Here is a 14,186-nt window from a genome sequence, read left to right on the forward strand (position 1 = left end):
AATCTAACAGATGAATTTAAAAAATCTAATCATATTAGCAGGTGTCGCTGGTTTCTTTTACTCGTGTAAAGTCACAGATACTTATAAAAACCCCGAGGTTGAACAAAGCCGACAGGACAATCTCTTCCGACAAAAAACCAATAGCGACAGTATCTCTGTAGCAAATGTAGCCTGGAAGCAGATTTTTACAGATGAAAAACTTCAAGGGATTATTAATAAGACCATTCAAAACAATCTGGATTTGAAAATCGCAGTGACCAGGATTCAGGAAGCTAGCGCAGTTTTCAATCAATCCAAACTGCAAAACCTTCCAAGTTTAGACGGTGTTGCTTCTGTTACGGAAACTAAAAATAGTGGCGCAGCACAAGGTGGCAATTTTGTAATGCCCGATCTATTGGTTTACAGACTAGGGATTTCAACTGGTTGGGAAATAGATGTTTGGGGAAGGGTCAAATCTATGAAGAGGTCTGCCTATGCAGGATTTCTTCAATCTGATGCAGCGAAAAGGGCAGTTCAGACGCAATTGGTTGCTCAGGCCGCCAATTTGTATTATCAATTGATCTCTTTGGATAAACAGTTGGAAATCACAAAACAAACCATCGAACTTCGTAAAAAAGATGTGGAAACTGTCGAGCTTTTGATGGATGCAGCTTATTTGACCGGAGCAGACGTGGAGCAGAGCAAGGCCAATCTATATTCAGCGCAGTTGACGGTTCCGGATTTGGAATTGCAGATCCAACAGACAGAAAATGCCTTGACTATTTTGATGAATGACAATCCACAATCCATCGAGAGAAATTCCATCGACTCCCAAGTCGTTTACACTGATTTGAAAACCGGAGTTCCTGCATCACTACTGAAAAACCGTCCCGATGTTCAAGCTGCAGAATTGACCTTCCGTCAGGCTTTCGAAAACAAAAATATGGCAATGGCACAGGTTTATCCTACCATTAGCATCACAGGAACTTTGGGATTATCGTCCAGAACTTTGGAGAGTTTTTTCACTAATTCTTTGTTTTACACACTTGGAGGAACGGTAACGCAAAATATCTTCCAAATGGGAACCAGAAAAGCACAAGTCAGAATTATGGAAGCCCGTAAAATGAATGCTTATTATACATTCGAAAAGACATTGTTGACGGCAGGTTCCGAAGTTTCAAATTCTTTATTGTCTTATCAAAAAGCAAAAGAAAAAGAAACCACGAGACAACTCCAAATTCAGTCTTTGGAAAAAGCCTTGGAATACAACAAAGAATTGTTAACCTACTCATCCAATACTAATTACGTCAATGTTTTGACTTCCGAACAGTCCTTACTGCAAGCAAGACTATCCGGAGTTAATGACAAATTGCAACAATTGCAAGCCGTTACCGAATTCTATCGTGCACTTGGTGGCGGACAATTTTAGACACTAAATTTTTACTCCTTATATTTTAAAGTCTGACAATTTTTGTCAGATTTTTTAATTTTAAGAAATCATTTGCACTGTTTTAAAATAATTTAATTTTTATACTGTCAATAAAATTATTAGTTTGGTATAACATAAAAAAATAAAACTATGAGCAAATTTTCAATCGAAGCTTTCGTCAACGAGACCAAAGAAAATCCGCAAGAAAAAGACTATTTCGAACTGGAAAAACCAGAACTTCTGGAGATCAATCTTAGTAATCAGGCCGTATGGACAAAGGCAGGAAGTATGGTTGGTTACGTTGGGAACATCAATTTCGAACGACAAGGAATGTTGTCTGGCGGACTCGGTAATCTTCTCAAAAAAGCAATTTCCGGCGAAGGCACAAAACTGATGAAAGCAGAAGGTTCAGGAAGACTTTACGTTGCAGACAACGGCAAAAAGGTAAGGATCCTGCATCTGGACAACGAGTCCATCTCTGTTAACGGTAACGACGTTCTTGCCCACGACCAAAGCATCAAAAGCGACATCAAAATGCTGAAAAGTATTGCAGGAGTTATGGCAGGCGGACTTTTCCAAGTGAAACTTACGGGAACCGGCTACATCGCTATCACCACACACGGACATCCTTTGACTCTTTTGGTTACGCCAGATGCACCCGTTTTCACAGACCCGAATGCAACAGTCGCATGGTCCGGAAACCTAACACCAGAACTTAAAACCAACGTTTCCCTGAAAAGCCTTATCGGCAGAGGAAGCGGCGAAGAATTCCAAATGAAATTCTCAGGCAACGGTTGGGTTTTGATTCAGCCTTACGAGGAAGTTTACGTCGTAACAAAATAAATTACTAGGAGCTTAATCCCGCTATCCGCTATATCTTTTTTGTCTTCAGCGTTTTGTCATTAGTAGAACATTTGCAGAAAGACAAAAAAGGATGCCGCTACTATCGGGGCTATAAATTACCAAAACCTCAGGGGATTTTCTCTGAGGTTTTTCATTTTCGGATTTGATAGGAGATAACTTATATTCTATTGATAATTTTGAACACAGTTTTATATCAACAATGATAAGTTCCGTAGGAGCCACCTGTCAATAGAGATCACGATTAACAAAATTAGATAGCTCCGAAGGAGTGAACTATATATAGAATTTCTTAAGAAGAGATTGATAAAGCTCCAGCGGAGCAGCCTGTCAATAGAAATCTCAATAGTCAAGATTGATAGAGCTCCGTAGGTGCGAACTGTCAAAATCCATTCAAAAATCTCAAAAACTCACTTGACATTTCCCAACAATTATCATTTGATAAAACACTAAATTTGCCTTATGTCTGCTTTAGAAAAATTCGGGGTTGAGATTTTTACACAACATAATATCTTTGAAAGAATCTCCGCCGAAAAGCCTTTCCGTCCCGATAATCCTGCTTTTCTCTTTATCAGAAGCGGTTCTATCAAACTACGACAACATTTCAGCGACCTCGAGTTGTCAGCGAATATGTTTATGGTCACCGACCCGCAAACGGTTTATGAACTGATTTCTGTGAGCGATGATTTCCAGTCGAGGATGGTTTCTTACAAACGGGAATTTATTTCAGCCTTATCTCTGAAATTCAACCGGTTGATTACGTATCGCTACTTTCGTCAGCAGATGAACGTAGGCGTTCCTTTTCATCAGGATGATATGGATGTGGTCTGGAAAAGCGTCAATTTCTTAAAATATATTCTCGATTCCACGACAGAAATGACTTACAAAAAAGAAATGGTGGAACATTTGTTCTCTGTTTTTTGTTACCAAATGGCCGGCATCATAGGCAGTGAAGACAATATTGCAATGAATCAAATGTCTAGACAGGAAGAGATTGTTTTCATTTTTCTCAATGATTTGGCTTCTCATCATCATAATGACAGAACGGTAGAATTCTACGCCGAACGCCAGTCAATTACAACCAGACATCTTTCATCGGTGGTTAAAGCCGTGACAGGACGGTCGCCAAGTCAGGTTATTGCTTCTATTGTGATCAATGAAGCGAAGGTGTTATTAAACTCTTCTAATAAGCCGGTTTCAGAGATTTCTACAATCCTTGGATTTAGTGATCAATACTCATTTTCCCACTTTTTTAAGAAGTATTTAGAGGTGAGTCCTTCACAATACCGCCATCAGTTCGAAGTATAGAATCTTACATTTGAGCATCTTTTTCCAAGTATCAAACATTTGTTTGATATTGCGTTTTATGTACCTTTGTACAGAAAAACAAGGTAAAATGACAAATAATGTAAAAACAGCACTATCACTCGTGATGGTTATTTTTCCTGCGCTGTTTTTTTCACAAGAAATAAAACAGATGACAGCGAATGAAGTCGCCGAACTGGCGCTTCAGAACCACTATCAGTTAAAAGTTTCTGCGCAGAATATCAATATAGCCAAACAACAGACGGATATTGCCAAACTTCAGAAACTTCCTACGATTACGGCTTCTACCACTCAATTCTATTTGGGAGATGTATTGGCTATCGACAAAGATTTTTCAAATTCAACTACGATCCAGATGCCGCATTACGGTAGTACGTACGGCGTGCAGGCAACTCAACTTATTTTCAAAGGTGGGCTCGTTAATAAGTCAATTGAACTGGCTGGTCTTCGTGAACAGCTTTCTGAATTGGATTTAGAAAAGAATAAACAGGATGTGAAATTCTTAGTAATATCCAATTATTTAGACGTTTATAAAACCATCAATCAGGAAACCGTATTTGCGAATAACAAAAAATTGGCTCAGCAGCGTTTGAAAAACATCAATGATTTTTATAAACAGGGAATGGTAACGAGAAATGAAGTCATCCGTGGTGAATTGGCTATTAAAAATCTCGACCAAAGCATTCTGACTTTATCCAACAATCGAAAAATACTTAATTATAATTTGAATATCGGCTTAGGGTTGCCAACCGATACCGAAATTATTCCTGTTGAAAATTTAGAAAATAAAGAATCGGGAATCGGTATGGATTATTATTTTAATCTTGCTCACGATAGTAACCCACAATTGAAATCTGCGCAAACCAACATCGGTGTCGCTGATAAAAATATTGAAATCATTAAAACAGATAGAATGCCGACACTTTCCGGTTTTGGAGGTTATACAGTTCAAAGACCGATTACCAATAGAAATCCAGTGGTTGATATGTATGCCAATGGATGGCAGACGGGAATTTCTTTAAGCTATAATATTGATAATTTATATAAAACCAAAGAGAAAGTGAAGTTGGGCGAATTGCAGAAAACTCAGGCAAATGATGCGCTGACTTTAACGCAACAGAATATTGATATGAACGTCAATGCGTCTTATGTAAAATATCAAGAAGCAATGCAACAAGCTGATATTTTGAACGATGCGAAAAGACTGGCCGAAGAAAACTATAAAATCACTGAAGCAAAATACCTGAATCAATTGGCCGTTCAGGCTGAAATGATTGATGCGCAAAATCAAAAACTTCAATCGGAACTGGATTTTGCCAACGCAGAGATCAATGTGCTGTATCAATACTATAATCTGTTGAAATCTACAGGGACGCTTTAATTATTTAAAACTGAAAATCAAAACAATGGAAAACAAGGAACAAAATACTCAAGATATACAACCAAATGTGACGGTTGAAAAAGCAAAAGTGAAACCAGTGGTTTCAAGTGCTGAAGCTAAGAAGAAACAAAACAGAAAAAATAAGATAAAAGCCATCATTTCAAACGTTATCGTTTTTGTACTGATAGGTTTCGGATTGTTTTGGCTGATTCGTCAGTACTTTCACATCGGTGACAAAACCTACACGGAAGCGGCTCAGGTGGAGGAATTTATCAATCCAATCAACACCAGAGTTTCTGCTTATATAAAAGAAATAAAATTCATCGAACATCAGCAGGTGAAGAAAGGAGATACGTTAGCTATTTTGGATGACCGTGAAATCATCACGCAACTCGGACAGGCAGAAGCAGCCTACCAAAACGCATTGGCTCAGCGTTCGGCAACAGGTTCATCAATCAATACCGTTTCCAACAACGTTAGCGTGATGGAATCAAATATCGCCGGCGCAAAAGCAAGATTATGGAATGCCGAACAGAATTTAGGTCGATACAAAAACCTTTTGGCGGCAGAAGCAGTGACGAGACAGCAATTTGACCAAGCCAAAACAGAATACGATGCCCAAAAAGCAGCGTATGAAACTTTGGTCAATCAGAAACAATCTGCGAACCTTTCCACTACTGAAGTAAAAAGCAAACTGGGAATCAACGATGCCGAAATCAAGCGTACAAAAGCCGCATTGGATATGGCGAAAATCAATCTTTCATATACCGTTATCACTGCGCCTTATGATGGCGTAATGGGAAGAAGAACGATTTCTGAAGGACAGTTGATTCAGCCCGGACAACAAGTTGCGACCATCGTTTTGAACAATCAAAAATGGGTCACTGCGAACTTCTTGGAAAGCCAAATGCCGAATATCAAGATTGGCGAGAAATTAATGATGACCGCAGATGCATTAGGCGGACAACAATTTGAAGGTGTCGTAACGGCCGTTTCAGCAGCAACGGGTTCAAGATATTCAAGCGTTCCGACAGACAACTCAACGGGTAACTTTATCAAAGTACAACAGAGAATTCCCGTAAGAATCGAGTTTACAGATTCCAACAAAAAAGAAGATGTAGCGAAACTAAGTGCGGGGATGAATATGAATGTGAGCGTAGCAAGTAAAAAGTAAAAAGAGCCAAGTTAAAAGGAAGAATGCGGGAAGCGGGGTGATGGAGGTACGTGATTCGTAAACTTTCGACCTTTAGCAATAGAATAAATATTTTGTAAAAGATAAACGCGATACTGGGAAAACTTCCGGCACCCATCTTCAGACTTCCAACCAAAAAAAACAAAAATTATGTACAACAAAGGTCTTTTCAGCGATTGGGTTCCGAAACCCGTGCAGCTCCTGATGATGGTTTTACTGCTTATTGTGGTAATGCCGTTGGGTGGAGTTTACACCGGAAATATCAGTTTTATGGTGGGTGGAACCGGCGTGATGCAGGAATATTTTGTTTGGGCAAATTATGCCACAACGATAGGTATGGGAGCATGTATGCCCGTGGTGATGAGAATGAAAATGCGCTTCAAAGTCCGTGATAAAGTCGTGATTTTATTGGTGTTATTAGGAATATTGAGTTACATCAATTCAACCACCTCAGTGCCATTAGTAATTGTAATAACCTCTCTGGTGATTGGATTTCTCAAGATGATGATCACAATCGAACTGTTTTTGCCATTGATGGTGATGCTGGGCGGACGTGGGATTTTTTACGGCGTTTTTTACACATTTGTTTTGATATTAAATCAAGTTTCAGCCTATTATGCCGTAGAAGTTTCTGTGCAGTATAACTTTCAGCAGTTTTTTGTTCTGGCTTCGGTTTTGTGTTTTGCGATGGCGCTTTTGTGTTGGGTCTTTATGCACGATAAATATTTTGCATTAAAAGTTCCATTGCATTACATCGATTGGCTGAGTATCCTTTTGTTTGTGTCCACCTTTATGTTCTCGGCTTATGTTTTATCATTCGGAAAACAGCAGGATTGGCTCAATTCAAAAAATATTATCAACGCCAGTATCACGGCATTTGTCAGTTTTGCACTGTTGGCCATCCGCCAGATGACTTTAAAAAGACCCTATATTTCTTTCAACATCTTCACAAAAAGCAACGTATTGAACGGACTGTTTATGCTGTTTTGTCTGGGAATGTTTCTAGGGACGACGTCTCTTCAGAATATATTTTCGGTGGGTGTTTTAGGTTATGATCAACTGACGAATGCTAAATTGAATGTAATGATGGCGCCCGGAATTTTCTTAGCAGGAGTCGTGGCTGTATTTTGGTTCAAAAAAGAACGACCTCTCAAGATGTTCATCTTCTCGGGCTTTGCTGCAATGACTGCTTACGCGGTGATTATGTATTTCTCAATGGTGCTGGAATTCAATTATGAAAACTGGTATTTGCCAATGTTCCTGAAAGGTTTTGGGATGGGATCGCTCTTCATTTCGGTTTGGTATTACACCTTAGATAAACTGGAACTGGACGAGATGCTGGCCGCCATCGGATTGGTTTTGGTATGGCGAACATTCCTTGCGGTAGGATTTTTCTCAGCCTTGTTTTCATGGTTTCAGTATCAGTTTCAAATCGTCAGTTTAGGAGATCTAGCCGTTTATATGGACGGAATGACCATTACGCCACAGACGGTGACTGCTAATTTGAAAACTATTCAGCTCAACGCAATGCTTGCTGCCAACAAAAAGATTTTTGGATTTATTTCTATGGCAGGTTTTGGAGTGCTGTTGTATGTGATTACCCATCATTTCGGAAAACGTACAGAATATTTAAGAGTGATCAGACTTCTCAACGGAAAATCGGTCATCGCCAGAAGAAGAGAACGTGAAAGAAAAAAATTAGAAGAAGACATCAAAGGGGCCGCTGGTCCTGCCTTATAAAGAAACCTTGTTTTTCACCCGTAAAGTCTCGCTTTGTTTTCAAAGCGGGGCTTTACTTTTACTTATTGCTTAGCTTCCATTTTTCGTTTTCTCCATTTTCTAATGACGAAAATGACTATTGGTATAATTAGTAGAAATGGCCAAAAAGAAATCAATCCCAAGATGAATCCTACAAAATTATTCCAGCCTTCTGCCACAGAATCAGTAAATTGACTTCCAAATCCTAACTTTGAAGTAACTGAATTTCTTGGTTTGTTTTTAATCAATGTCAATTCCAAAGTGCTGTATTTTACCCTATCATCTATAAATTTTAGGCGTCCTTTTGAGGATTCTATCTCTTCCTCCAGTCCACGGATTTTCTCCTGAATTTCTAAAATGTCTTTAGTCGAAGTACTTTTTTTGACAAGTTCTCTGTACTTTTCCAAATAGGTCAATTTATTTTCCAATCTTATCGTAACATCTGTGTATTCTTCCGTAACGTCTTCTGAACCTACATTTTTAGAGATTACATTTCCCAAATCATTACCGAAAGACTGCATAAGCGCATCGAAATTCTGGTTAGGAACTCGGATAGTCATTTTCAACATTTCCTGTTCTTCACTATTACTGAAAAATTCACCTTCGTTGTAGGCGTTCGTCTTCTTAAGATTTTCGAGAATTGTTTTTTGAGATTTATTGATGTCACCGACTTCGATCTCTAGCCTGCCTTTTTTGATGATTTTCTTTGGAATTGGCTGTGGTTCAGATTCTTTTTGGCTTTCTTCATTGGGCGGTGGAGGAGGTAGTAGATGATTCATTTCCTTTTCATTGGGCACAGAGACCAAAGTAGCATCGGCTGAGACCATCTCATTGTTTTGGTTGTGATCACCACAGGAAAGGACTATCACTACAATGAATAAATATAAATTTCGCATAGTTTTGATAAAATTAATTCTCATGCATCAAAAATGATGCACAAAAAAAGATCTCTTAGTTGAATTCTAAAAGATTTTTTAATTATTTGATAAAGTACTATAATTTACCCTATTTCGATTCCATTGGCCACATCCTCGTCAGGCGTTACGAAAGTTAATTTCCCGTCTGCCTTTGTTGTTAGTAAGAACATCCCTTGAGAAACAATTCCTCTGATTTTTCTTGGAGCAAGATTTAATAGAATCATCACTTGTTTTCCAATCAATTCTTCTGGTTTAAAACTTTCTGCAACACCGGAAACAACAGTTCTGATGTCCACGCCAGTATCCACAGTGAATTTCAGAAGTTTGTCTGCTTTTTCCACCTTTTCTGCAGTAAGAATTGTCGCAGTTCTAAGGTCGATTTTGGTGAAATCATCGAATTGTATCTCGTCTTTTGCAGGCAGTAGGATTTTAGGAATTTGTGCCTCTGCTTCTGCGCCTTCAGATTGTGAAACGGTTTGTAGAGCGATGGCTTTTTTATTTTCCTCTTTTGTGTTCTCTAATTTTTGAATCTGGAACTCTATCGTCGCATCTTCGATTTTTGAGAAAAGAAGAGAAGCTTCATTGATCTTGTGTCCAGTTTCTATCAAAATAGTTTTGGTTTCAATATCACTCCAGTTGAGTTTTTCAACATTGAACATCGTCAACAATTTCTCTGAACTGAATGGCATGAAAGGTTCTGACAATTGTGCCAGGGCCACAGCAATCTGAGCGCCAACAAATAATGAATGTGCGGCCTTCTCAGGATTGTCTTTGATGGTTTTCCAAGGTTCTTCAACCTGAAGATATTGATTTCCAAATCTTGCCAAGTTCATCAATGCTGTCAAAGAATTTCGGAATTCGAAGTTCTCTAAATGTTGAGAGATCTCTGCAGCTGACCTTTTGATCTCAACCAATTCTTCAGCATCTGCATTTCCAGCAGGAATGACGCCGTCGTAATATTTATGGATCAAAACGGCCACTCTATTGATAAAGTTACCAAAAATCCCTACCAACTCAGAATTGTTCTTGGTCTGAAAATCTTTCCAGGTGAAATTGTTATCTTTAGTTTCTGGCGCCGAGGAAAGTAATGCATAACGCAAAACGTCCTGTTGTCCAGGGAATTCTTCTACATATTCGTGTGCCCAAACAGCCCAATTTCTTGAAGTTGATATTTTTTCATTCTCAAGATTCAAAAATTCAAAAGCGGGAACATTGGTCGGCATGATGTAATCGCCATGTGCCTTCATCATCGCAGGGAAAATGATGCAATGGAAAACGATATTATCCTTCCCGATGAAATGGATGAGGTCAGATTTTGGATCTTGCCAATAATCTTTCCAATTCTTACCGGTTTTTTCTGCCCATTCTTGGGTGAAAGAGATATATCCAATTGGCGCATCAAACCAAACGTAAAGCACTTTTCCTTCTGCATTTGGCAATGGAACAGGAACGCCCCAGTTCAGGTCACGCGTCATTGCTCTTGGTTTCAAACCGGCGTTCAGCCAAGATTTCACTTGTCCATAAACATTGGTTTTCCAATCGTCTTTATGACCTTCGATGATCCATTCGTTTAGGAAAGTTTCGTAGTCATTCAAAGGCAAATACCAGTTTTTGGTTTCTTTCAGGATGGGAACATTTCCACTCAACATAGAATGCGGATTGATCAATTCTGAAGGCGAAAGGGTAGAACCACAATTTTCACATTGGTCACCATAAGCATTTACGTTGCCACAATTCGGGCAAGTTCCTACGATATATCGGTCTGCCAAGAACTCGTTGGCCTGCTCATCAAAGTATTGCTCAGAAACTTCTTCTGTGAATTTCTCCTTATTATATAGTGTTTTGAAAAAATCCTGACTGACGTCATAATGTTTTGGAGATGTCGTTCTAGAATATTCGTCAAACGAGATGCCTAAGTCAGAGAATGATTTTTTGATAATGCCGTGGTATTTGTCCACGATATCTTGTGGTGTAACACCTTCTTTTTTTGCTCGGATGGTGATTGGGATACCGTGTTCATCGCTTCCACAAATGAAAGCCACATCTTTTCCTGATCTTCTCTGGAATCTTGCGTAGACATCTGCCGGAATGTAAACTCCCGCCAAATGTCCTATATGAACCGGTCCGTTTGCGTAAGGCAAAGCTGCGGTGATCAATTTTCTGTCTGACATTATAATCTGAAATTAGATTTGCAAAAATACGATTTTCCGTTTAAAAATCGGGGCTGTTTTGATTTTATTAATTTGATGATGAATGTTAAAAAGTGTTCGAATATCGATAATCATAATTTTAACATTTGTTGGTTTTAATTTCATTTTTCATTAATATAGGATTAATAATGGTTAATTTAGGAGAAGAAAACGTTAAACAATTGTTTGAAAAAATGTTAAAATTTCACATTTGATGAAAAAGTGTTAATTGATATAATGTGCTGATATTTAATATTTTGAATGTGTAATTTCGAGTATTTTTCTGAATTATTTAGCCGAAAAATAATAATATTAAAAATATTTTAACATAATGTTGTTTTTTTTATAAATTGCGAAACAGGATCCAATGTGATTCTGAAACAAATTTGAAAATAATATAAACCTTAAAAATTTATTTTTTGTGAGAAACTATAATGTACTAAAAATTGCTCCCGCATTCTTATTGCTCGGATCAATGCTACATGCACAACAAACCACAGATACGGCGAAAAAAGAGACCGAGATCGAGCAGGTTGTGCTGATTGGTTATGGTAAGCAGAAGAAGTCCGATTTGACCGGGTCCATTACTTCCGTTACAGCGAAAGATTTTAATGGTGGTGCCAATAGTCCTGCTCAGCTTATCCAAGGTAAAACACCTGGTGTAACTATTGTGACTAATGGAGGAGCGCCTGGCTCTGGAGCTTCTATAAGAATTAGAGGAATTGGGTCTCTTAATGGTTCTCAATCTCCATTGATTGTGATAGATGGTGTTCCTCAGGATTTCAGCGGGATTAGCGGTGCCTCCGATCCTCTTTCGCTTATCAACCCGAATGATATCCAAAGTTTTGATATCTTGAAAGATGCATCTGCTACTGCAATCTATGGTAATAGAGCTTCCAATGGGGTAATCTTAATAACGACAAAACAGGGGTCTTCAGGAAGACTAAAAGTGAATTTTTCTACCATGATGTCTATGTCTACAAAAATGGGAAATGTTCCAGTTTTGAATGGTGATGAATATCGTGATTTTGTAAATAGTTTTGCAAGTGCTACTTATAAAGATTATCTAAGTACTAATAATACAAATTGGCAAGACAAAATATATCAAAAGGCTTGGGGTACAGACAACAATCTCTCATTGTCTGGTGGAATCAAAGGTTTACCATATAGATTGTCAATAGGATATAATGACCAAAATGGTATTGTAAGAACCAACTCTTTTAAAAGGACTTCGGTCGGATTGAATTTGAATCCTAAATTTTTTGATAACCATTTGGCGGTTAATGTTAATCTAAAAGGTACTTTTACAGATAACCGTTTCCCTGCAGGTGGTGTGATTGGAAGTGCAACTTATTTTGATCCTACGCAAACTGTGTTGTCTGGAAATTCTAATTATGGTGGTTACTACGAATGGTTGTTAAATAACAGTCTAAACGTAAACTCCAATGCTAATCCATTAGCACAATTGGAAGGTGTTAGAGATTTGTCATCTGTATGGAGAGGTTTGGGAAATATCCAAATCGATTACAAGTTCCACTTCTTACCTGATTTACATTTCAATGTAAATGCTGGATATGATTATGCAAAAGGCACTGGATTTACCGCAGTAAGTCCAATCTATAAATCAGGCTTTGCTGCATTGGGTTCCAATAGAGATTACTCTATTGAAAAGCAGAATAAGTTGTTAGAGACTTATTTTAGCTATGTTAGGAATATCGAAGCAATAGATACCAATTTGGATTTGACCGCTGGATACTCATATCAAGATTTCCACACAACAGCTCCTTATATTGCTACAATCCAAGGAAATGGACAAATTGCGTCTTCTGTAAATGCAGTGGATAGAAAAATGGTTTTGCTATCATTTTACGGTAGGGGTATTTTTACGGTAGCTAACAAATATATCCTTTCTGCTTCAATTAGAAGAGATGGTTCTTCCAGGTTCTATAATGGGACAACAGATAATCTGTGGGGGAATTTCCCAGGTGTCTCTTTAGCATGGAAGATCAATGAGGAAAACTTCTTGAAAGATACTGGAATTAATACCTTGAAACTAAGAGCTGGATGGGGTAAAACAGGTAATGAAGCTTTAGGAGATAATTATTATCCTTCATTTGCCAATTACACACCTAGTGCACCTGGCGCGGAATATCAATTTGGTTCTCAATATTACTATATGTTAAGACCAGATATCTATAATCCAAACCTTTCTTGGGAAACTACAACAACGCAAAATATAGGTATAGATTATGGTTTTGCTAAAAGTAGAATAACAGGATCCATAGATATCTATCAGAAAAAAGCTAAGGATCTCTTGGTTGATGCGCCAATTGCTGCAGGAGATTTAAGTAACCACAATCTTTTGAATGCTGGTACAATGGATAGCAAAGGTATTGAAGGATCAATTACTGTAATTCCTATCAAAAATGAAAATACCACTTGGGAAGTTTCTTTCAATGCAACACATTACAACTCCAAGATCAAAGAATTAGTACAAGGTGCAAACGATTCTTTCTTCATCGCAGTTGGAGGTATCGCTGGTGGTGTAGGGAATAATATCCAAGCTCATGCTGTAGGTTATAATCCTTATTCTTTCTTGGTTTATCAGCAAGTATACGGTGAAAACGGAAAACCATTGGATGGTGTATATGTAGACAGAAATGGCGATGGCGTAGTTAATGCGAGCGATATGTATTATTATAAGTCGAATCAGCCAGATGTTACATTGGGCTTCAATACCAAATTCTCTTACAAAAATTGGGATGCGGGACTAAGCGCAAGAGCAGTGATTGGCAACTACGTTTATAATAATGCTTCATCTAACAGTTCATTGCAATCTGCAGCTACCAACAACTATCTTCAAAATGTTTATTATACCGCAGCAGAATATAGATTCAATACACCTCAGTTGTTCTCGGATATCTTTGTGGAGAATGCTTCATTCTTTAGATTGGACAATGTTAGCGCGGGTTATACCTTTAAAGATATTTTCTCAAAAGGTTCAAGCCTAAGAGTTTATGGAATGGCGCAAAACGTTTTTGTAATTTCAGATTATACAGGTGTTGATCCAGAAGTTAATGGAGGTATTGATAATGGGTATTATCAAGCTCCAAAAGTATATTCTTTAGGGTTTAACTTTAATTTTTAATAAGAA

General features: G+C 38.0%; 9 protein-coding genes. 7 read left to right on the plus strand and 2 right to left on the minus strand.

What is annotated here, in order from left to right; genetic code table 11:
- Positions 1-10 precede the first annotated feature (10 nt).
- The 6 genes from AXA65_RS07600 (at position 11) to AXA65_RS07625 (ending at position 7,908) form a co-directional block, all read left to right on the plus strand.
- Positions 11-1,408, plus strand: a complete 1,398-nt coding sequence (locus AXA65_RS07600) for an efflux transporter outer membrane subunit (RefSeq protein ID WP_063969523.1) — start codon at positions 11-13, stop codon at positions 1,406-1,408.
- Positions 1,409-1,558: 150 nt separating this feature from the next.
- Positions 1,559-2,251, plus strand: coding sequence for an AIM24 family protein (locus AXA65_RS07605; protein WP_063969524.1), 693 nt, complete (start codon positions 1,559-1,561; stop codon positions 2,249-2,251).
- A 480-nt stretch (positions 2,252-2,731) separates the two neighbouring features.
- Positions 2,732-3,577: a helix-turn-helix domain-containing protein gene (locus AXA65_RS07610; protein ID WP_063969525.1), complete on the plus strand. Its 846-nt coding sequence runs from the start codon at positions 2,732-2,734 to the stop codon at positions 3,575-3,577.
- An 88-nt stretch (positions 3,578-3,665) separates the two neighbouring features.
- The gene (locus AXA65_RS07615) at positions 3,666-4,976 is read left to right on the plus strand and encodes a TolC family protein (RefSeq protein ID WP_063969590.1); all 1,311 of its coding nucleotides are present in this window, start codon (positions 3,666-3,668) and stop codon (positions 4,974-4,976) included.
- 25 nt (positions 4,977-5,001) lie between these two features.
- Complete coding sequence (locus AXA65_RS07620) at positions 5,002-6,150, plus strand: HlyD family secretion protein (protein ID WP_063969526.1); 1,149 nt, start codon at positions 5,002-5,004, stop codon at positions 6,148-6,150.
- 168 nt (positions 6,151-6,318) lie between these two features.
- Complete coding sequence (locus AXA65_RS07625) at positions 6,319-7,908, plus strand: MFS transporter (RefSeq protein ID WP_086048117.1); 1,590 nt, start codon at positions 6,319-6,321, stop codon at positions 7,906-7,908.
- 62 nt (positions 7,909-7,970) lie between these two features.
- On the opposite strand, the gene AXA65_RS07630 is transcribed toward AXA65_RS07625, so the two are convergent.
- Both AXA65_RS07630 and metG read right to left on the minus strand, forming a co-directional pair.
- Complete coding sequence (locus AXA65_RS07630; RefSeq protein ID WP_228391640.1) at positions 7,971-8,822, minus strand: DUF4349 domain-containing protein; 852 nt, start codon at positions 8,820-8,822, stop codon at positions 7,971-7,973.
- A gap of 104 nt (positions 8,823-8,926) precedes the next feature.
- Positions 8,927-11,014, minus strand: a complete 2,088-nt coding sequence (metG, locus tag AXA65_RS07635) for a methionine--tRNA ligase (protein ID WP_063969529.1) — start codon at positions 11,012-11,014, stop codon at positions 8,927-8,929.
- A 439-nt stretch (positions 11,015-11,453) separates the two neighbouring features.
- Between metG and AXA65_RS07640 the strand changes: the two genes are divergently transcribed.
- The gene (locus AXA65_RS07640) at positions 11,454-14,180 is read left to right on the plus strand and encodes a SusC/RagA family TonB-linked outer membrane protein (RefSeq protein ID WP_063969530.1); all 2,727 of its coding nucleotides are present in this window, start codon (positions 11,454-11,456) and stop codon (positions 14,178-14,180) included.
- Positions 14,181-14,186: the final 6 nt, after the last annotated feature.

This window comes from Chryseobacterium sp. FP211-J200 (assembly GCF_001643375.1).
Lineage (GTDB): Bacteria > Bacteroidota > Bacteroidia > Flavobacteriales > Weeksellaceae > Epilithonimonas > Epilithonimonas ginsengisoli.

Coding starts and splice junctions, on each gene's coding strand:
- AXA65_RS07625 (WP_086048117.1), top strand. CDS start 6,319: ATGTACAACAAAGGTCTTTTCAGCGATTGGGTTCCGAAACCCGTGCAG.
- AXA65_RS07605 (WP_063969524.1), top strand. CDS start 1,559: ATGAGCAAATTTTCAATCGAAGCTTTCGTCAACGAGACCAAAGAAAAT.
- AXA65_RS07630 (WP_228391640.1), bottom strand. CDS start 8,822: ATGCGAAATTTATATTTATTCATTGTAGTGATAGTCCTTTCCTGTGGT.
- AXA65_RS07615 (WP_063969590.1), top strand. CDS start 3,666: ATGACAAATAATGTAAAAACAGCACTATCACTCGTGATGGTTATTTTT.
- AXA65_RS07620 (WP_063969526.1), top strand. CDS start 5,002: ATGGAAAACAAGGAACAAAATACTCAAGATATACAACCAAATGTGACG.
- AXA65_RS07610 (WP_063969525.1), top strand. CDS start 2,732: ATGTCTGCTTTAGAAAAATTCGGGGTTGAGATTTTTACACAACATAAT.
- metG (WP_063969529.1), bottom strand. CDS start 11,014: ATGTCAGACAGAAAATTGATCACCGCAGCTTTGCCTTACGCAAACGGA.
- AXA65_RS07600 (WP_063969523.1), top strand. CDS start 11: ATGAATTTAAAAAATCTAATCATATTAGCAGGTGTCGCTGGTTTCTTT.